This window comes from Acinetobacter sp. Li1LvA2, assembly GCF_056156705.1.
In genome coordinates this window covers 236617-257608 of sequence record NZ_JBSICF010000006.1, presented here as the reverse complement: position 1 = coordinate 257608, position 20992 = coordinate 236617, and the positions used below count along the sequence as shown (strand labels likewise).

The following is a 20992-nucleotide window of genomic DNA, read 5'->3' as shown; positions in this document are numbered from 1 at the left end:
TGCTTGGATTTACCACTGACGTCGACGTTTTGTATGGATATAACTAGCGATAAAGAATCCTAGCAATACGCCACCCGCTAAGGTAACCGCGCCATATAAAAACATTTGCGCACTACGTTCGCTTTGTAAGACTTGAACCTGAACAGAGAGGCTGTCGTTTTTTAACTGTAGCTCTTGGTTCTGAGCGAGTGCTTCAAGATTGGCATGTTCTAACTGTTTTAAGCGAGATGCTTGATCTTGAACTAAAGCTTTGATTTTCGCATCTTGCTGTTGTTTATTCTTTGCAAGTTGCTCAGCCGTGAGTGGTTTTGTTGCGGTCGACACCGTTGTAGAAGCTGTTGGAACTGGTTGATTCGCAGCCTGAGTTGAAGGCGCACTTGGAGGAGTCGTTGCTGGTGTGGCAGCAGGTTCAACTGCACTAGCAGTTGAACAGATCAAACACAAGCCAAGAAAGCTTTTGATTGCAGGGTGCATATGATTACCCTTTTGGAAATGCTTTATTAAACGGTTTTACATCAATATGAGCGTAAATGCCTTCTTTGAGAAATGGTTCTTCTTTTAACCATTCGTCTAATGCTTCGCGACTGTCGAATTCAACAATCATGGTACTACCATAGAAGCCTGCTTGTGGATCATTAGGATCTTTTGGCATAGCACCTGCTGTAACAAGACGACCTTCATCATCAAGTTTTTGTAAACGTTCGATATGCTGAGGGCGTATTGCTAAGCGCTTCTCTAGAGTTCCTTCGTTATCGGTACAGCTTAGAACAAAAAAAGGCATGTGATCGTATCTCTGTAATCAATCAGGAATCATTTTAAGCTTCAGGTGACTTAAAATGTTTACGTAAAATAATGAACTGAATAATGATAAATGAAAACATCACAATCATGTCACCAAATGCAGTGAATTCACCCCAATATTTTCCGCCGTGAAATAAAAATGCAAAGAACACATGCAAACAAGACATCACCACAAACATGACTGCCCAAGCGAAATTTAGATTTTTCCAACCTTTTTCACTTAACTCTAAAATAGGATCAAATAAACGTCGTATGAGTGGCTTACGATCTTTACCAAACCAAGGTGAAACCAAGAATGCGCCTGCAAAAACCAAATTCAAAATTGCAGCTTTTAGACGAATATAGAAATCATCACTTAGCATGAGCGTGATGCCACCAAAAATCACAGTCATAAACAATACAAACCATTGTTGTTTATCTAAACGGAATTTTTGGAAAACAAATAGGGCTCCATATACCACGAGCATTGAAATAATTAGACCAGTAGTTGCTACGAGAATATTATTATTATCGGCACCACCAGCAGACCCGATCAGTTTAAGTAAAGGATGCTGTGTGTCGGTTGGATCAACTGTTTTGTATAAATAGAAGAAAATAATTAATGGAACAAAGTCCAGAAGTGCTTTCATGTTAGAGTATCTGATCAGGTTTGGTGAATGGCATAGTATAAAAGATGCAAGGTATAGATTTACATACACATAGCAATATTTCTGATGGAACTTTGTCTCCGGAATTACTGGTGCAAGCTGCTATTGATGTGAATTTGCATACTTTGGCTTTAACTGATCACGATACAATGGATGGATTGCAGCGAGCTAGAATTGCAGCACAAGGTCATGATTTAAAAATCATTTCTGGTACTGAGATTTCGAGTCAGTGGTCACGCCCAACAACTAAAAAAAGTTATGGCGTACATATTGTTGCTTTAAACATGCAAGATGAAGCCCCAATTTTAGAAGCATTAGAACAACAAAAAAGAGTTAGGGCGCAAAGAGCTAAAGTCATTTGCGATTTATTAGAAAAATGTATTGGTTTTCAAATTTATGAAGATGTTCTTGCCAAAGTTGAAGATCAGGCTGACCGTGTGACAAGAACTCACATTGCTAAAACATTGGTCGAGAAGAATATTGTAAGCCGTCCTCAACAAGCATTTGATCGTTTCTTAAAAGAGGGAAGACGTGCCTTTGTTAAGTTTGAAGGGTTAGGATTAAAAGAAACAATTGATGTGATCCATGAAAGTAAAGGGCTGGCGGTTTTAGCTCACCCAACTCGTTATGATTTATCTGCAACTAACATTCGATATTTAATTGAATTGTTCGCAACTTCAGGTGGAGATGCAATTGAGCTACCTCCACCCATGGAAACGTTATCTACTCGCCAGATGGTCGATCGGATGATTGAGCAATATCAATTAGCTGTATCGATTGGCAGTGATTTTCATGGTGAAAATATGCCATGGATTAAATTGGGAAATACACCTAAACCAACGGTTAATCAACAAGGTATTTGGGAACGTTTTCTCTAAGAGACTTTAGAGCAAATTGTTATCTTGAGCCTGAATTGGTGGTGGGGTAGGTTTACCCAAAGTTCCTAAAAGCTCAATTTCGATACTACGTACCATCGCATCTAAAGGTAAATCATTACTTTGAGTCCCGAACGGCTCTTCAATTTCCGAACTTAGTGCATCAAGTCCTAAGAATGTATATGCCAAAATTCCAACCAGAAGCGGTGTCGCTAAACCAAGCAAAGAACCCAGACTAAACGGCAACATAAAACAGAAAAAATAGACAGTACGATTGAGCAAAACTGAATAGGCAAATGGAATAGGTGTATTAGCGATTCGGTCGCAGCCAGTTTGTACGACACTTAAATCTGAAACATTTTTATTCATTTGCGCATAGATGATGTCAGAGATTTCACCCTCTTTAAGCGCTTGTAATAATTCCCAGTGAATAAGGCTCAACGTGTACTGAGGGGCATTATTTTGCTGATAGAGTTGGGTGAGTGCTTGCTGACTCATACCACTGGTTTGAATTAACTCAGTTGGGTTCGCAGTCTGACGACGTAAACGATCACGTAACACATTAGCAAAAACAATCACATGCTGAATAACACGCTCTCGACGAGCTTGAGTTAAAATACGACAGTCACGGTCAAAATGGCGCGAAGTTGCAATTAAAACACCCCATAATTTTCGGGCTTCCCACCAACGGTCATAACATGCAGTATTTTTAAATCCTAAGAAAATAGAAAGTACGACACCAATGAGCGTAAAGCCAACTAAAGGAATTTCTGGAAAGCGGTACAGATTGATATATTCCACGCCACCAATGATTGACGAGATCAACATAACAACACCTAGAGAGGGAAGAATTTTAGGTAAAATCGTTCCTCGCCAAGAGAATAAAACTTTGAAAATACTAGGTTGATCACGAACAATCATTTTATTTTAAGCATCACTATTTTTGTTTTGATCTTCTAGGCTTAGTTAAGCTTTGTCAATATTATTGAACTGATCTTGTTGCGGGGTTGAGCAGTTGTTGTTCAGCAAATGAAAAGCTTCCTTCCGGGGAGATAATAAAATGATCTAGGAGCCGTATTTCAACAAGTTGGCAGGCATGTTCGAGTTGCTGAGTTAAGGTAATATCTTCGGCAGAAGGCTGCGCTGAACCAAATGGATGATTGTGTGCAATAACGAGTTGGCAAGCATGTTGTTGTAAGGCGTATCGTAAAGTTTGATTGACCGAGACCGCACAATGCTGCATTGAACCAAAAAATAGCTTTTTAAAATGAAGCTTTCTTAATTCTGGATCTAGACACAGCACGGCAAAGACTTCTTGTTTTTCGCCTTTTAATTCATAGCGTAAATAATCTAAAACTAAATCAGAAGAGTGAAGACTAAGATTATTCTTATGAAAGTGATGATTGAGATAACGCCGTCCAAGTTCTTTAACTGCCAATAATTGAGAGTATTTCGTTGCTCCAATTCCATTAAATTGAGTTAATTCACTTAACGATGAATCAAACACTGCATTTAGGCTACCAAAGTGTTGAATGAGTAAACGTGATAATTCGACTGCTGAATGTTGCCTTGAACCTGAGCGAAGAAAAATCGCCAATAGCTCCGCATCAGAGAGACTTTGAGGGCCTTGTTGCAATAACCGTTCTCTTGGCCGCTCTTGTTCGGGCCAATTTTTAATAGAAGTATTCATATTCCCCAGCATAATTCGCTTAAAATTTTATTTTGTTTGCCCAATCAATCTTGGGTCTGCGCGTATTTAATGCTATTGTGAGCGCCACTGCAACAGTAAGGTATCCTGTTCGTGAGCTTTGATCTAAGTGTTATTCCTCATAAAAACATTGTTTTAGCTGTTACTGGCGGAATTGCTGCCTATAAAAGTGCCATCTTAGTCCGCCGCCTCAAAGATTATGGCTTTGATGTGCGTGTAGTCATGACACATGGTGCTCAGGCATTTATTACCCCACTAACTTTTCAGGCTCTTTCTGGGAATCCAGTTCATACTGAACTTTTAGACCCTGCGGCTGAAGCTGGAATGGGACATATTGAATTAGCACGTTGGGCTGATTTATTACTAGTCGCACCTGCAAGCTGTGACACATTGGCAAAATTTGCGAATGGTTTAGCAGATGATTTGCTCAGTACAGTGTTTTTGGCAACAAAATCTCCTGTTTGGGTTGCACCTGCCATGAACCAGCAAATGTGGGCAGCCAAAGCAACTCAGCGAAACCTACAAACTTTGGTCGAAGATGGTGTACATGTGATTATGCCAGATGCGGGTGAGCAAGCGTGTGGTGATGTCGGGTTAGGACGTATGCCAGAGCCAGAAGAAATTGCAAGGCAAGTCGCAGGGTATTTCCATCAGGCTCAACGTGCAATTGCTGAAAAATTTGGGTTGTTGGCAGGTAAGCGAGTTGTGATTACGGCTGGGCCAACACGTGAAGCAATTGACCCTGTTCGTTATATCTCGAACCACAGTACTGGCAAAATGGGCTTCGCTTTAGCTGCTGCCTGTTATGCTGCGGGTGCACAAGTAACTCTGATTGCTGGACCTGTAAGTTTAGATACACCGAATGGTGTAAAACGAGTAAATGTTGCTTCAGCAAGACAAATGTTAGATATCAGTATGGACTCGTTAGAAACAGGCTGTGATATCTTCATTGCAACCGCCGCAGTCGCTGACTATCGCGTAGCAGAAGTTGCCGAGCATAAAATTAAGAAGGCAGGGGATGAGTTGAATGTTTCCCTTGTAAAAAATCCGGATATTGTGGCAACCATTGCGGGTCAGGAAAAACGCCCATTTATGGTGGGCTTTGCAGCTGAAACACAAAATGTTGAAGAATATGCGGCAGGAAAGCTGGTCGCTAAAAAACTAGATATGATTGCATGCAATGATGTATCACGTGCAGATATTGGTTTTGCTTCTGATGAAAATGCGATGACGGTTTTCTTTGCTGAAAACTATCACATGAAAAAACGTGAGTTAGAGAAAGCATCTAAGCAAGAAATTTCTCAACAGTTGGTTGAAGCAATTTCTGATGCATTGCGCCGTAAATGATATATGTTTTAAATAAAAAAACCGCGAATTAATCGCGGTTTTTTTATATGTCTTACTTTATCTAACTTAAGGAATGTCATCTTCAAATTCAGGTTTAACCTGAACGATGAAGTCCTGACGATTAAGACCACGCCATAAGGCAAAAGCTGTACCGATATAAATTGAAGAGTAAGTACCTACAAAAACACCAACAAACATTGCCACAGCGAACCAGTGTAGACCATCACCACCTAAGAACATCATTGCTAGAACGACTAGCAATAAGGTCATTGATGTATGAATGGTACGACGTAAAGTTTCGGTTAAAGCAATATCGACGATTTCACGAGGAGTCGCACCGCGAATTTTACGGAAATTTTCACGTATACGGTCTGACACTACAATGTTATCGTTAAGCGAGAAGCCAATAACAGCAAGTACCGCAGCTAAAACTGTAAGGTCAAACGGCCACTGGAATAATGCAAAAGCACCAATAATAATGATGATGTCGTGGAATAAAGACATCACGGCACCCATCGCGAGTTTAAACTCGAAACGGATCGTCACGTAAATCAACATTAAAATAAGAGCAAGCGCAACAGCACCAGCAGAGCGAACATAAAGCTCGTTACCTACTTGACCACCTACAGAGTCTACTTTATGAACTTCTGCGGTATTATTTGGCAACTGTACAGCCTTGGTGATGGCATTTGTAAGGTCTTCAACCTTAACTTCTTGTACTGGCATGCGCACAAGTAAGTCTTTATTACTACCAAGTGTCTGTACTACAGCATCTTTAAAACCAGCTTTGTCGAGTGCTTGAATAACTTCTGACTGATTGGCTGGTTGAGCATAGTTAAGCTCAGCTGAAACACCACCTGTAAAGTCCAAACCTAAGTTAAGACCTTTAGTCGCAATAAAGAAAATACTCGCTAGCGTAATCAGGATCGAGAAGATTGCCGCAGGTTTAGCAATCTTCATGAACGGGATGATTTTTGCATCATCCGGACGTCCATATTGTTTTGAATCTTGTTGAGTCACTTTAGTCATCATCGATCTCCTTAAATGCTCAACTTTTTCAAATTACGGCGTTTACCATAAATGATTTGTACAATTGCGCGAGTCACTGTAATTGCAGTAAACATCGAACATACGATACCAATCATTAATGTTACGGCGAAACCTTTGATCGGGCCTGTACCAATTGCAAACAAAATGAAAGCAACAAGGAACGTTGTTAAGTTCGAGTCAAAAATCGTGTTATAGGCTCGATCATAACCGGCCACAATGGCCTGTTTGGGCGAGGCTCCCCAGAGCATTTCTTCTCGAATACGCTCACATATCAGTACGTTCGCATCGACAGCCATACCAATGGTAATAACGATACCCGCAATACCCGGTAAGGTGAGGGAAGCTCCAATCCATGACATGACTGTTAAAATCATTGCCAAGTTAACAACAAGTGCAAAGTTAGCGATTAAACCGAATACACGGAAGAAGACCACCATCCAGATTGCAACAAGCAAGAAGCCGATTTGAGTTGATAATACGCCTTTATCAATATTTTCTTGACCAAGACTTGGACCAACCACACGTTCTTCAACAAAGTACATTGGCGCTGCCAAAGCACCTGCACGTAGCATTAATGCAAGTTCTGATGCTTCTTGAGGAGAACTTAAACCGGTAATACGGAAAGTTGAACCTAAAACGGCTTGAACTGTTGCAGCATTAATAACTACAGATTCAGTGTATGGAGTACGAACTTCTGTTTGTGCACCAGTTTTAGGATCTGTGACATAAGTAATTTTTTGCTTATTTTCGATAAACAATACCGCCATGCGTTTACCAACAGCATTACGAGTTGCATCGGACATAAGCTTACCGCCAGCACTGTCGAGGGTAATATTTACCTCGGCACCACCAGAGTCTTGGCTAAAGCCAGAACTTGCATTTTGAACACGCTCACCCGTTAAGATACGGTTACGTTGTAACAAAAGTTGACGACCGCTATCTAAAGACTCATAAGCAAAAACTTCTGTGCCCGGGGGTAAAGGTTGACCATTATATTTACCTGTATATGGGTCAATATATTGATCATTTGAGTCAGAAACTAAACGGAATTCGAGGTTTGCAGTACGGCCTAAAACACGTTTAGCTTCAGCTGTATCTTGCACACCTGGTAATTCAACAACAATACGGTTGCTACCCTGACTTTGTACCAATGCTTCTGCAACACCAAGTTCGTTAATACGATTACGTAATGTTGTTAAGTTTTGGTTTACCGCATATGACTGGATTTCCTGACGACGTACATCTGTATAAGTAAGCTTTAAAGTAGAACCTGTAGAGCTTGCTAATGCCTGTTGAGTATATTCATTCCCATTACGACGTAAAAAATCCATTGCTGCATCACGGTCAGCATTGTCAGCAAATTGAACAGTGATTACATTGTTTGTTAATGCAAGACTATTAAATTTGATTTTGTTTTCACGGAACTGACGACGCAAATCGGTGGCAGAGGTTTCCATACGTTGGGCAACGGCTTTGTCCATATCTACTTCAAGCAAGAAGTGGACACCACCACGTAAGTCCAAACCAAGTTTCATTGGTTTTGCGCCAATCTTTTGCAGCCATTCCGGTGTGGTTGGTGCAAGGTTTAGGGCGACAACATATTGATCACCTAAGTCACGGCGTAATACTTCTTTTGCTTTCAACTGTGCTTCAGAAGAGCTGACACGCAAGAGGGCAGCATTATTTGTAAAAGTATTATCGTGACTTGCAATATTTGCTGTTTTTAAAATTTGCTCTGCTTTTTGCACCACACTTTGATCAATTTGGGTACCAGCTTTGGCACCGGAAATTTGAACGGCGGGCTCATCCGGATATAGACTAGGCAGTGCGTATAATGTACTGACTACCAGAACAACCAGAATCAGTAAATATTTCCATGCAGGGTAACGCATTCGCTTTCTTCTTAAATGAAAAAGTCGTGCTAAAGCACGACTGTTTTATGATTAAAGGTTATTTAGAGTGCCTTCAGGTAATACTGAAATTACGCTGGCACGCTGAATTTTTACTTCTACACCACGGCTAAGTTCAACAACTGCATAGTCACCTTCAATTTTGGTCACTTTGCCCATTAAACCACCAGCGAACACAACTTCACTACCTACACCTAAGCTTTCGATTAAAGAACGGTGCTCTTTAGCACGCTTTGCTTGAGGGCGCCAAATTAAGAAATAAAAGATTGCAACGAATACAACAATCATCAAGATGTTTGGCAAAATACCTGTAGTTGGGCCAGCTGCCGGTGCTGCATGTGCAGCAGAAATTAAAAAGCTCATTTTGATTTCCTAAAGTTAAAAATATGAGTCAGATACCTGACATAATCCTAATTCGTTTTGCAATTTACCTTGTCTTGAGGTTGAGCGCAAATCGGGCTTATTCATCAACCGGACATGGTGGAACTTCTAAACCACGACGGGCATAAAAGTCCTGAACAAATTCATCAAATGTGCCATTCTCTAATGCATCACGCATACCTTCAGTTAAACGTTGGTAATAACGTAAGTTATGAATGGTACCGAGCATAGACGCTAACATTTCTCCACATTTTTCAAGATGGAATAGATAAGCACGGGTAAAGTTTTTACATGTGTAGCAATCACAATGTGGATCGAGCGGGCTTTGGTCATGACGATATTTACTATTACGAATACGTACCAGACCATCAGTGACAAAATAATGACCGTTTCGCGCATTACGGGTTGGCATTACACAGTCGAACATATCGACACCGCGGCGCACCGCTTCAACAATATCTTCCGGTTTACCAACGCCCATCAAGTAACGCGGTTTGTCCTGTGGCATTTTGCTTGGTAGATAATCTAAAACTTTGATCATCTCATCTTTAGGTTCACCTACAGATAAGCCACCAATCGCATAACCGTCAAAGCCAATTTCAAGAAGGCCATTTAAAGACTCATCACGTAAGTCTTCATACATACCGCCTTGAATAATGCCAAATAACGCATTCTTATTTTTGAGTTCATCATGATGATGAGTTTTACAACGTTTTGCCCAGCGTAAAGAAAGCTGCAATGATTTTTGTGCTTCTTCATGCGTTGCAGGATACGGCGTACATTCATCAAAAATCATGACTATGTCAGAGTTCAATACCTGCTGAATTTCCATAGAAATTTCAGGCGATAAAAACACTTTTGAACCATCAATCGGCGAGCGGAAAGTAACGCCTTCCTCTTTGATTTTGCGCATTGCGCCAAGACTGAAAACCTGGAAACCGCCAGAGTCAGTCAAAATTGGCTTATCCCATTTAATAAAGTTATGCAAACCGCCGTGTTCTTTAATCACTTCAAGACCCGGACGCAAATATAAATGGAAGGTATTTCCTAAAATAATTTGTGCCTGAATGTCTTCGATATCACGCGGTAGCATACCTTTGACTGTGCCGTAAGTCCCCACTGGCATAAAAACAGGTGTTTCAACAACACCATGCTCTAAAGTTAAACGACCACGACGGGCGCGCCCCGACTGACCTAATTTTTCAAACTTCATCTAAAAATCCTGAACACGAGCAGAGGCGAAGAAACAGTTCGCTGCTAAAAAGAGAGCTATTTTCCTTGATTCTGCGATGTAGTTCTACTACTAAATGTAGCTGGTTATAAAATAGATAAAATTCCGACAGCTTAGAGGCTGTTTTTTTCCTATTGAAAATTAGGTTTATAGTCAAAATTTTCATTAACAAGATTATCCTTAAAAGGACGAATCGCTTTCTTGGATAAAGTTAATGTATTGATGATATTGTTAGGGAATACTTCAATCTGGTTGTTGAACAGCTCGACATTACGGTTAAAAATGCTAATCGCAGCTCCTACATTTTCGTTTTGTTCCTGAATGTCGTCCATCATCTTGCTATAGAGTGAATCGGCTTTAAGCTCAGGGTAGTTTTCAACAACAACATTTAAGCTGCGAATCAATTCTTTGCTCATTTTTTCGATTTGTTGGAGCTGAGAAATATCAGTGTTATTCACATTTAAATTAAGAATTTGCTGACGTAATTCAGTGACTTTTTCTAATGTCGATTTTTCAAACTGAGTATATTGATTCAGTGTTGTCTCAAGCGCTTCTAAAGTTTTGACTTTTTGACGCTCGAAATTGGTAACCTCTGCCCAAGCACGTTTGGTCGCGTTAAAATAACGTACGATGGTATTGCGGATATGAACACCCCAGACGATCAGTACAACAAAAATCCCCAAGAAAATAAATAAACCAGTCATGGTCATTCCTCTTATTGTTATTCCCTCAGTTTACTTTTTAACTTCTCATTTTTATGAGTCGACAATGAAGTAATACGAGAGATTTATTTAATTAAGTTCAACATGAATTGCTGAAATTTTTCATATTGCGGCATGGTCATGGTTCGTAAGTGTCCACGCAATGCTGAAACATCATGAATTTCACTTTGCTTACTGGTGGTCTGAAAAAGATTTTGATCCCCCAGATAACACAAAATTTGTTCTTCGTGATGATAAATTAAATCACCTTTAAAGTGCTGAAAAAAATCATTTAATTTTAAAGTTAAGCTCGGACTAACTTCTTTGGCTAACTGGTGTTGATTAACCCCGAAAATATTAAGTTCTTGGCTAATTAAAATATCGCTACTTTGCCATTTACTGCTGTAGGGAGTAAAAAAACGAGAACGTTGATTGCTAACAGCAATACCCAAAGCTGGTATTTGAAATATAAAAGCGCCCCATAAATCTTTATGAATTTCTTTTATAATTTTTTTATCGCTATTTTGGTCTTGAATAATAGGGATTTCATTAACGTAATGATATTGAAACAGCAAGACTTGATGATCGGTTACTCCATCGTTCCATGTAGCCGAAGCAAACTGAGTGATCTCGTTAGACTCAGTCCCTCGGTTAAACAGAGGGAAGTATTGTTTTAATTTACTCAGAACTAAAACTGGCTGAGCATGAATGGGAAGATAAGCTGGTAACTGCTGAAACTGTAAACCGTAACGCAAAATCACCATACGCTGTTCTAGATAACGGATAACTTGTGTTAATGGTTCTTGAGATTGATAGAGTAAATATGCCAGAAACCCTGTTAAAAAGGCGCCTAAAAAGCTCCAAATATATTGAATATGTGGATGAAGAAAATAACCAAAACCTAATATTGTGAGGCTGCAAATGGCGAGTAAATAGGGGAGTATATTAAAAAAGCGAAGGTTGTGATCTTCACGCCATGGATGTAAAGCATCTAAAAGATCTTGGGCTGAATGAGATTTTTGTCCAGCATCCCAAAGTCGGGCGATATTGCGAAAAACCTGTGTATTTTTTTTACGCCTTATATGAAGAGCTTCTTGTACAGTATCGATTGGCATGGAAGTAATGAGTTCATTATCATAAAGAGCTATTTCTAGATTATCTTTTAAATTGAAAGAGATAAATACCAAATATTTATAAATTGGGAATTTATCTTTAAAAAATTAATGTTTGATTTCATCGCTAAATTTCTGCAATTCACACAGCTAAATTCATTATTTTTATTATAAAAATTTAAGCTGGGTTAAACCTTTTCATTAACCGATAGGATTTAACCCAGTCTTAGTTTTTAAACGTCTAATTTATCAATCAACATTGCATCGCCATAACTAAAGAAACGATAGCGGCTTTTAACTGCATGTTCATAGGCAGCCAAAATGTTGTCTCGATTTGAAAGCGCTGACACCAACATGAGCAGAGTAGATTCTGGTAAATGGAAGTTAGTAATTAAACGATCTACGATGCAGAACTCATAGCCTGGATAGATAAAGATTTGCGTGTCGCCAGTCCAAGCTGCGATTTTACCGCCATGAGCTTGTGCGGCACTTTCTAAAGCACGTGTTGCGGTTGTACCAACGGCAATCACTTTATTGCCGCGTGCTTTAGTCGCTAAAATTAAATCAATCGTTTCTTGAGGTACATCACACCACTCGCTGTGCATGACATGGTTGGTAATGTCATCAGTTCGAACTGGCATAAATGTGCCAGCACCAACGTGTAAAGTCACAAAGGTTTTTCGAACATTTTTTTGTTCTAATTTTTCTAAAAGTGTTTCATCAAAATGCAAGCTTGCGGTAGGTGCTGCAACACTGGCAATTTTTTCTGGATTATGGAAAACAGTTTGATAGCGTTCTGTGTCAATTTCTTCTGCTTCACGGTTAAAGTAAGGCGGAATAGGTAGCTGACCATATTGCTCAAGTACAGGCAAAATTGGCTGTGAAAACTCAACCACAAATAAATTTTCGTGACGGCCACGGACAATCACAGGAATGTTATCTGCACCGACATAAAGCTCAGCACCTGCTTTAGGCGAGTTGCTTGATTTAATATGACAATACGCTGTGGTATGGTTCAGCATGCGCTCAACCAAAATCTCAATCGCACCGCCTGTAGAACGTTTTCCTTTAAGTCGTGCTTTCATGACTTTGGTGTCATTGAGCACTAACAGATCACCTTCTTCGAACAGGTCGATAATGTCTGTGAACATGTGATCGTGATATTGACCCTTTGAATCTAAGTGCAACAACCGCGAAGCACTACGTGATTCGAGAGGGTAACGGGCAATAAGTTCATCAGGTAATTCAAAGGAAAAGTCAGACAGTTGCATATTTGAGAAAAAACACCGCAAAAATTGGGCCTAGTATAAACTTTTTCGCTTTTTTATGGCTGTGCTTATGGCTTAAATCATGAAAAATGTTTAAGTGATCTAAAAGTGAACGATAATATTCACTTAGGGTTTGACAAGTTTTACAAACGCGCTAATATACGCAACACAAACATACTTCCTCTCCCGAGGTGGTGAAATTGGTAGACGCGGCGGACTCAAAATCCGCTGTCAGAGATGACGTGTCGGTTCGAGTCCGACCCTCGGGACCATATTCGGAATCGTAAGATTCTACGAAAACCCCTAAGCTAATGGCTTAGGGGTTTTTTGTTGGGTTAAAATAACTGCCTATCAATTATAATTTTATCTTTTATTGTTAATTCTTAATTTATAGAAAGTTTAGATCTCTTATGAAATTTCATTTGGGAGCCGATTTATGAAAATAAGTGATGATCTATAATTTTGGCGGAATAAATAGATCTGTCCTTCATTCAAAGTCTTGAGCTGTAAATTTTGATTAGAATATAAAAGACAAGATAGGGGATATGTTTAGGTAGAATTATTTTCTACTTATTATTTTACAATTAGAGAGTAAATCATGAATAAAAAAGTTATAGGGGTAATCTTCGGATTAATCATTTTGATTTTTGGGTATTTATACGCTTCGCCTTATATCATCTTAAATAGTATTAAGAATGCATTGAAAGAGAATGATAGTGAAAAGGTTTCTGCTTATATTGACTATACAAGTGTACGCCAAAGTCTGAAAGATCAGATGAATTCTTATATGTTAAAAGAGATCACAGCTAAAGAAACTAATGGTTGGGAAGCTTTAGGTGCAATGATGGTTTCAACTTTGGCCGAAAAGATGGTCGATGCGGTAGTAACACCTGAAGGTATGACCTTGATGCTGCAAGGGAAGGATCTTAGAAAAAGTTTAACTGGTAATAGAGAGGAAGAAGATACGCATAAAGAAAGAACAGATACCTCAAAGATAGAATACAGAACTCGGTACTTATCAATGAGTATGTTTGAGGTAACTTTTAAAAATAAAGAGAATGGTTCGGATGTGAAAATTATTATGGAGCGTGATGGTTTAAGCTGGAAAATAAAAAAGATTGTTTTGCCCATGGATGAGATAAACCCTAAACAAAAACTAGAGCCGACAACGATTCCTACAGTAGAAAAAATACCAGAATCTGAAACTCCATCAATGATAGAACCAAAGACAACGTTTAATTTCTCTGGTGTACAGAAGGGGGCGAAACTTGAATCTTGTTATCATGATCCATGTTCAATTATTCGGGTTATGGAGTTCAAGTTAATAAAGCAAACACCCACTGAATCAAATATTGAGTTAACAGTTGTAGGTGGTAGTCAAGGCTGGGATGCTAAAAAAATAGAATGGAACCATGAAGCTCATAAAATCCAGATTCAATGCTCTATCACTAAGCCAACATTACAGATTGAAGATGAGGTAACAATAATACCTTTAAGTGATTCTGGGGTGCCTGGAGTATTATGGTCAGATGCCGAAACTTATATGCAAGCATGCCATAATTACACTGGGGACATGGGAGCTGGCATTCAACAGTATGGTTATAATGTACAAGATAGTTAAATTATTAATAAAATAGTAATCTGAAAAAGGCCAGTTTATTGGCCTTTTTTTAAACAATAGTTTTAATCGGCTTTTAAAAAATTCTGAACTCGTATTTCTAACATCTTACAACTCTTTACCTTCAAACATTTGTTGTATTTTCCTCAAGCATACCCACTTTATGTATCTGAAAACCTTTAATTGAAACTTCACATTTCTATTTCGAAAAGAACGTTGCTCTTTTTATGTACTGTGTTAAAGTTTGTAGTAGATCATAATGATTATAAGTACATTTTTTAAGAGTGGTTCCGACCAAAAACGACAAAATCTGTGAGGCGGGCAATGACATTCCAGCGTTTAGAACTAAATCAGGTTGAGCAGTTAAGTGCTTGTAGAATCTCTCTGTTGCTTGGATTAAATGCCGAGCAGAACTACATTGAGCAATTTTTCCGGTTTAGTCTTCGTCTTTTGAATTGTAAAAAAGCCTTATTGACTTTTAATCAGGAACCTTACTTTTGGCATCGTTGCCCTGAGGGTATGACGGCAATCTCGTTTAAACCTTCGAAACATTTAAAACAGTGCTTTGCTAAACAACAGATCATTAATCACTCACATCCTTCTTATCAAAACTTAACCAACTATTTAAAAGAACTAAACATCGAGTGCAGCAGGGCATTGGCCGTGCATCTTTTACATCCTGATAAAACGTCTATGGGTTTTGCTGTCTTTTTCGATGACGATGCCGCTACATTTGAAGATGACGATATTCAATTGTTGCTCGATTACTGTTCTACTTTTATGCAGCAAGTCGAATTGAAGTTTAACTATGAAGAGTTAAACGAACTCTATGAACAACAAGTTGCGATTAACTCAAGTAAAACTAAATTTTTCTCGATTATTTCACATGACTTACGAGCGCCGTTTCATGGGTTGCTCGGATTTTCTGAAGTACTGGCCAAAGAACGTGAAACGTTAGATGAATCTAGTATTCAAAATATTGCAGATTATTTATATGACACCTCACAATCGACCTATAACTTGCTTGAAAGTTTACTAACATGGGCGATGGCAGAGGGTGGGCGTTTTGTTTATCACCCAATTAACTTTAAGCTTAGACAAGTCAGCAATATTGTTTGTGATGTTTTGCGTACTTTAGCGTTGAAAAAAAATATTGAACTGGTCAATGATGTTCCAGATGATTTAAATATCTATGCCGATATCAATATGATGACCTCTGTAATTCAAAACTTGGTGTCAAACGCGCTGAAATTTACAGATATTGATGGCTCTGGTAAAGTCTTTATTGAAGCCAAACAAGCTGATAAAAATATAGAAATAACAGTTCGAGACACTGGTTTAGGCATGACCGAAAAACAAATGACAAATTTGTTCCATCCACGTATTACAGCCAGCTTTAAAGGAACCGCAGGTGAAAAAGGTGCGGGCTTAGGTTTGAGCCTTTGTAAGCGTTTTGTCGAAATTAATCAGGGTAAAATTGATGTTAGCTCCAAAGAGGGTGTAGGAACGACATTTAAAGTTTTATTACCTTCGGCTCAAGAAAGTCATGAGGCGCTTACCGAACATCACTCTTCATCGGAAGCAAAATTAGTCTAATCCCTTTTCCTACCACTACTCGAACTGCTATAACTAAAAACAGAGTACGAGGAAAAGAGCTTTTTATATGAATGCGGAGCAGTTACAAAAAACATTGCGTGCTAGTCAGTACGCAGAACAAGTTTTAGGTTTGCATCAAGCTGTTTTAGAACAAGATTATCAAATAGATCAATTTGCTGCACCGCTCTCGACCGAACAGATTTATCAATTTGTACAAACCACATTAGATGGAATTGGTGATGAAACGCTTTGGATGCGTGGATTGCGTATTTTACGTAGTCGATTAATGTTCCGCTGGATCTGGCAGGATGCCAATCAGCTTACCGATGTTGTCACACTTACTCGCGAACTTTCTGATTTTGCCGATGCCAGTATTTGTGCAGCAAAGGATTTTGCGCGTCTAGCACTTGTGGCGAAACATGGGGAACCGTTAAGTTATTCTGGCAAAGTCCAAGACTTGATTGTGGTTGCCATGGGTAAACTTGGTGCTCAAGAGCTTAACTTGTCGAGTGATATCGATTTAATTTTTGCCTTTGATGAGCAAGGCGAAACCAATGGCCGCAAATGTATTGATGTACAGCAGTTCTGTATTTTGTGGGGACAAAAACTCATTTATTTACTTGAGCACATTACCGCAGATGGTTTTGTGTTTCGGGTTGACATGCGCTTACGTCCTTGGGGAGATGGCTCGGCATTAGCAATTAGTCACGCAGCTTTAGAAAAATATTTAAGTCAGCATGGTCGTGAGTGGGAGCGTTATGCGTGGATTAAAGCGCGTGTTGTGACGGGAGGTAAAGAAGGACAAGACTTGTTGGAAATGACACGTCCTTTTGTATTCCGTCGTTATGTCGACTACACCGCTTTTGCCGCGATGCGTGACATGAAAGCGATGATTGAGCGTGAAGTTTTACGTCGTCATATTGAGGATGATATTAAACTCGGAGCAGGCGGTATTCGCGAAATTGAGTTTATTGTTCAAGTCTTCCAGCTTATTTACGGTGGCTCTAAACGTGAGCTTCAAGACCGTCAGTGTTTAGTTAGCCTTGAGCACATTGGTGAAGCAGGTTTGTTAGAAAGACAAGCTGTTTTTGAACTTGAGGATGCTTACCTGTTTTTACGGCGTGTTGAACACGCAATTCAAGCCCTCAATGACCAACAAACTCAGCTATTGCCAGAAGAAGTGGAGCTAAGGCAACGCATTATAGATACCTTAGGTTTTACGAGTTGGGATGAATTTATTGATGTTCTTAACGAGAAACGTCAAAAAGTTAAAGTTCAATTTAAGCAGCTCATTGAAGATACAAGTTCAAATGCTGCAACTGAAAACTTTGGACAGTTAGAACAGCAGTTAGATGAAGTGTTGGATGATAATGCGAAAAATCTAATTCATGAATTCTGGCACGGTCACGCACTCAAAAAATTACCTTCAAATGCTGTCCAGCGTTTAAAAACATTCTGGCCTCATTTAATTGAAGTAATCTTACAATCTGAACAACCTCAAACTGCACTTTTGCGCTTAATGCCGCTGATTGAATCAGTTATGCGCCGAACCGTGTACTTAGTGATGTTGATTGAAAGTAAAGGCGCATTGCAACGCTTAGTTAAAATGGCGACCGTAAGTCCGTGGATTTGTGAAGAGCTAACGCAATATCCAGTACTGCTTGATGAGTTTCTATCGATGGGCTTTGAGTTGCCAAAGCGTAGGGACTTAGAAGACTCATTACGTCAGCAATTGCTCCGCATTGAAATTGATCAAGTTGAAGACCAAATGCGAGCACTTCGACTGTTTAAAAAGAGCAATGTACTCACTGTTGCGGCAAGTGATGTGTTAGCTGAAAGCCCGCTAATGAAAGTGTCCGATGCATTAACCGATATTGCTGAAGTTAGTGTGAATGCAACACTTCACTTGGCTTATCAGACCGTAGCAAAGCGTCATGGTTATCCATGTGATGTTGATGGAAAACGTTGCTCACTTGACTACAAAGCATTTGCTGTTATTGGTTATGGCAAAGTGGGTGGGATTGAGCTTGGCTATGGTTCTGACTTGGACCTTGTCTTTATTCATTATCTAGATGAACAAGCAGATACGGATGGAACCAAGTCAATTAGTGGCTTTGAGTTTGCGATGCGTGTCGCTCAAAAGTTTATGTCACTCATGACCACTCAAACCCTAGATGGTCGTGTCTATGAAATTGATACGCGGTTAAGACCTTCAGGTGAGGCCGGTTTATTGGTGACAAGTCTCAAGGCCTATGAACACTATCAGTTGAAAAGTGCATGGCTTTGGGAGCATCAGGCATTAGTACGTGCCCGCTCTATTGCAGGTGACGAGGTACTTTGCCAGAAATTTGAAATATTTCGACGCGAGATATTGACTCAATCTAGAGATGAGGCTTATGTTCGTGAGGAAGTGTTGAAAATGCGTCAGAAAATGAAAGACCACCTAGGTTCGTCTTCTGAACAAAAAAAACATGGTATTTTTCATTTAAAACAGGACGCAGGTGGTATCGTCGATATCGAATTTATGGCACAGTATGCTGTACTTGCATGGAGCGGGACGAAACCCGATCTCGCCCATTATTCTGATAATGTAAGAATATTAGAAGATGCTGCTAAAGCAGACTGCTTATCCAGTGAAGATGCCACAGCATTAATTCGAGCCTATCTTAGTGAACGTGCCGAAAGCCACCGCTTAGCCCTTGCAAATCAATCCATGCAAGTCAGCGCAGCGGACTGGCGTAGTACCCGTGCGGTCGTTTGCAATTTATGGCAAAGATTAATAGACCCAACCGCTTCGGTTGAGTTGGATAGTGAATGATTTTATAACAATTTGGAGTGTTCCATGAATTTGGCTGATCGTGATGGTTTTATTTGGCAAGATGGAAAATTAATTGATTGGCGTGATGCAAAGATTCACGTTTTAACCCATACATTACACTACAGTATGGGCGTATTTGAGGGTGTTCGTGCTTATGAAACGCCTAAAGGTACTGCCATTTTCCGTCTTCAAGACCACACAAAACGTTTGTTAAATTCAGCAAAAATTTATCAAATGAAAGTGCCGTATGATCAAGCCACGCTTGAACAAGCACAAATCGATGTTGTTCGTGAAAATAAATTAGCTTCTTGCTATTTACGTCCATTAATCTGGATCGGTTCAGAAAAACTTGGTATTGCTGCAACAAATAACACGATTCATGCCGCAGTTGCAGCATGGGCGTGGGGTGCATACCTTGGTGATGAAGCAATGGCGAATGGTATTCGCGTTAAAACTTCATCATTTACTCACCATCATCCAAACGTGACGATGTGTAAAGCAAAAGCATCTGGTAACTACACGTTGTCAATTCTTGCTCATCAAGAAGTTGCACATTCTGGTTACGACGAAGCAATGTTAATGGATCCACAAGGTTATGTGTGCCAAGGTTCTGGTGAAAACGTATTCTTAATTAAAGATGGCGTTTTACACACTCCAGATATCGCTGGTGGTGCGCTTGATGGTATTACACGTCAAACAGTAATGACGATTGCTAAAGATCTTGGTTATCAAGTTGTTGAGCGTCGTATTACACGTGATGAATTCTACATTGCAGATGAAGCATTCTTCACAGGTACTGCTGCGGAAGTAACGCCAATTCGTGAATACGATGACCGTCCAATTGGTACAGGTGGCCGTGGCCCAATTACTACTGAAATTCAAAAGACTTACTTTGATGCAGTTCAAGGTAGAAATCCGAAATATGAACACTGGTTAACTTACGTAAAATAAGTTAATCCGTTAACATAAAAAGGCGAACATAAGTTTCGCCTTTTTATTTTTGGCTTCGGGAGCTTTTATGCATATTGTCTATGTCTCTGATGGTAAGGCAGGGCACCGTTCACAAGCATTAGGCTTGTTTCAGGCAATGCAAAGACAACAGCCAGAAACAACTTTTGAAGAGATCCTTATTTCTGATTTGCCAATTATTTCTTTAATTCAGGCGCTTTTCTCTTCAAAAAAATCGTTATTAAAAAAAACACCTGATTTTATATTTGGCGTGGGAAGCCACACACACTTTCGTGTCTGGTTACTCGGCAAAATTTTTAGAAAAGCCAAAACTATTATTTTGATGAAACCTAACTTACCTGTGGTTTGCTTTGATTATGCTGTTATTCCAGAACATGACGGTATTCATGCTGATAGCCATGTGATTGTCACACGTGGGGCATTAAATCCAATTCGTAATGAACACCGCCATCAAAAAGACCGAATTTTAATTGCTTTAGGCGGTTCATCTAAACGACATCAATGGAATCAAAACAAAGTATTAAGCAGTGTTGAAAAAATTGTTGAGAATAATCCAGACGCTGAAATTATTCTGACAACTTCACGTCGAACTCCAGCAGAATTTATCGATATTTTAAAGCAGCGAAGCTTTGCTGGGCATTTACAAATATTTCCAGTTGATCAAACACCTCAAGGCTGGATTTTTGAAGAAATGCAAAAAGCAGAAGCTGTTTGGGTAACAGAAGACAGCGTGTCTATGATTTTTGAGGCGCTTACCGCAGGTTGTCGAGTCGGTGTAATGGCAATGGACCGGTTGAAAGACGACCGGATTACCCACTCAGTTGATCAAATGTTAGAATCAAAATTAATTTCACAGCAGACTTGTGTTGTACAGTTACCACAACCTTATGCTTTTAAAGAAGCAGACCGTGTGGCAACATATCTTTTAGCGAAAAATTAAATTTTTTATTTTGAGTAAAT

Annotated in this window: 19 protein-coding genes and 1 tRNA gene; 8 read left to right on the top strand and 12 right to left on the bottom strand. The window is 39.5% G+C overall.

From position 1 onward, the window contains the following. Positions 1-9: 9 nt before the first annotated feature. Genes ACS604_RS13790 through ACS604_RS13780 form a run of 3 tightly spaced genes read right to left on the bottom strand, consistent with a single transcriptional unit; the run spans position 10 to position 1430 of the window. Positions 10-474, bottom strand: coding sequence for an SH3 domain-containing protein (locus ACS604_RS13790; protein WP_004789069.1), 465 nt, complete (start codon positions 472-474; stop codon positions 10-12). Between the two features lie 4 nt (positions 475-478). Then, a complete protein-coding gene (locus ACS604_RS13785) occupies positions 479-781 on the bottom strand; it encodes a YciI family protein (RefSeq protein ID WP_004789071.1) in 303 nt (100 codons plus the stop codon). A 34-nt stretch (positions 782-815) separates the two neighbouring features. Next, a complete protein-coding gene (locus ACS604_RS13780; RefSeq protein WP_174739414.1) occupies positions 816-1430 on the bottom strand; it encodes a septation protein IspZ in 615 nt (204 codons plus the stop codon). A 44-nt stretch (positions 1431-1474) separates the two neighbouring features. On the opposite strand from ACS604_RS13780, the gene ACS604_RS13775 reads away from it, so the two are divergent. Next, positions 1475-2326, top strand: a complete 852-nt coding sequence (locus tag ACS604_RS13775; RefSeq protein WP_174739415.1) for a PHP domain-containing protein — start codon at positions 1475-1477, stop codon at positions 2324-2326. Positions 2327-2332: 6 nt separating this feature from the next. On the opposite strand, the gene ACS604_RS13770 is transcribed toward ACS604_RS13775, so the two are convergent. After that, positions 2333-3244, bottom strand: a complete 912-nt coding sequence (locus ACS604_RS13770) for a bestrophin family protein (protein WP_151964278.1) — start codon at positions 3242-3244, stop codon at positions 2333-2335. A 61-nt stretch (positions 3245-3305) separates the two neighbouring features. Then, positions 3306-4025, bottom strand: coding sequence for a RadC family protein (radC, locus tag ACS604_RS13765; RefSeq protein WP_174728742.1), 720 nt, complete (start codon positions 4023-4025; stop codon positions 3306-3308). A gap of 99 nt (positions 4026-4124) precedes the next feature. Here radC and coaBC point away from each other — a divergent pair, with 99 nt between their 5' ends. Next, a complete protein-coding gene (gene coaBC, locus ACS604_RS13760; RefSeq protein WP_004789077.1) occupies positions 4125-5378 on the top strand; it encodes a bifunctional phosphopantothenoylcysteine decarboxylase/phosphopantothenate--cysteine ligase CoaBC in 1254 nt (417 codons plus the stop codon). A gap of 66 nt (positions 5379-5444) precedes the next feature. Here the strand turns inward: coaBC and secF are convergent, their stop codons facing one another. The 7 genes from secF to queA form a co-directional block, all read right to left on the bottom strand. Further along, entirely contained in the window at positions 5445-6410 is a 966-nt protein-coding gene (gene secF / locus ACS604_RS13755) for a protein translocase subunit SecF (RefSeq protein WP_081399420.1), read from the bottom strand. A gap of 8 nt (positions 6411-6418) precedes the next feature. Then, positions 6419-8320: a protein translocase subunit SecD gene (gene secD / locus ACS604_RS13750; RefSeq protein ID WP_174739417.1), complete on the bottom strand. Its 1902-nt coding sequence runs from the start codon at positions 8318-8320 to the stop codon at positions 6419-6421. 51 nt (positions 8321-8371) lie between these two features. Further along, positions 8372-8701 carry a preprotein translocase subunit YajC gene (yajC, locus tag ACS604_RS13745; protein WP_003655131.1) on the bottom strand — a complete coding sequence of 110 codons (330 nt, stop codon included), beginning with the start codon at positions 8699-8701 and terminating at the stop codon, positions 8372-8374. Between the two features lie 97 nt (positions 8702-8798). Next, entirely contained in the window at positions 8799-9932 is a 1134-nt protein-coding gene (tgt, locus tag ACS604_RS13740) for a tRNA guanosine(34) transglycosylase Tgt (protein ID WP_004638765.1), read from the bottom strand. A gap of 149 nt (positions 9933-10081) precedes the next feature. Then, the gene (locus tag ACS604_RS13735) at positions 10082-10654 is read right to left on the bottom strand and encodes a LemA family protein (RefSeq protein ID WP_474771986.1); all 573 of its coding nucleotides are present in this window, start codon (positions 10652-10654) and stop codon (positions 10082-10084) included. Positions 10655-10737: 83 nt separating this feature from the next. Next, positions 10738-11766 carry a hypothetical protein gene (locus tag ACS604_RS13730; protein ID WP_474771985.1) on the bottom strand — a complete coding sequence of 343 codons (1029 nt, stop codon included), beginning with the start codon at positions 11764-11766 and terminating at the stop codon, positions 10738-10740. 230 nt (positions 11767-11996) lie between these two features. Beyond that, positions 11997-13034, bottom strand: a complete 1038-nt coding sequence (gene queA / locus ACS604_RS13725) for a tRNA preQ1(34) S-adenosylmethionine ribosyltransferase-isomerase QueA (protein WP_474771984.1) — start codon at positions 13032-13034, stop codon at positions 11997-11999. Positions 13035-13216: 182 nt separating this feature from the next. On the opposite strand from queA, the gene ACS604_RS13720 reads away from it, so the two are divergent. The 6 genes from ACS604_RS13720 to ACS604_RS13695 all read left to right on the top strand — a co-directional run bounded on the left by ACS604_RS13720 (position 13217) and on the right by ACS604_RS13695 (position 20972). Further along, positions 13217-13303 (top strand) — tRNA-Leu (locus ACS604_RS13720). Between the two features lie 326 nt (positions 13304-13629). After that, positions 13630-14652, top strand: coding sequence for a DUF2939 domain-containing protein (locus tag ACS604_RS13715; protein WP_174742353.1), 1023 nt, complete (start codon positions 13630-13632; stop codon positions 14650-14652). 321 nt (positions 14653-14973) lie between these two features. Beyond that, positions 14974-16245 (top strand): sensor histidine kinase, encoded by a 1272-nt coding sequence (locus ACS604_RS13710; protein WP_151964286.1) that lies wholly within the window; start codon positions 14974-14976, stop codon positions 16243-16245. A 67-nt stretch (positions 16246-16312) separates the two neighbouring features. Next, positions 16313-19063, top strand: a complete 2751-nt coding sequence (glnE, locus tag ACS604_RS13705; protein WP_004789092.1) for a bifunctional [glutamate--ammonia ligase]-adenylyl-L-tyrosine phosphorylase/[glutamate--ammonia-ligase] adenylyltransferase — start codon at positions 16313-16315, stop codon at positions 19061-19063. A 24-nt stretch (positions 19064-19087) separates the two neighbouring features. Next, the gene (locus ACS604_RS13700) at positions 19088-20014 is read left to right on the top strand and encodes a branched-chain amino acid transaminase (RefSeq protein WP_004789093.1); all 927 of its coding nucleotides are present in this window, start codon (positions 19088-19090) and stop codon (positions 20012-20014) included. A 67-nt stretch (positions 20015-20081) separates the two neighbouring features. Next, complete coding sequence (locus ACS604_RS13695) at positions 20082-20972, top strand: mitochondrial fission ELM1 family protein (RefSeq protein WP_474771983.1); 891 nt, start codon at positions 20082-20084, stop codon at positions 20970-20972. Positions 20973-20992 lie beyond the last annotated feature (20 nt).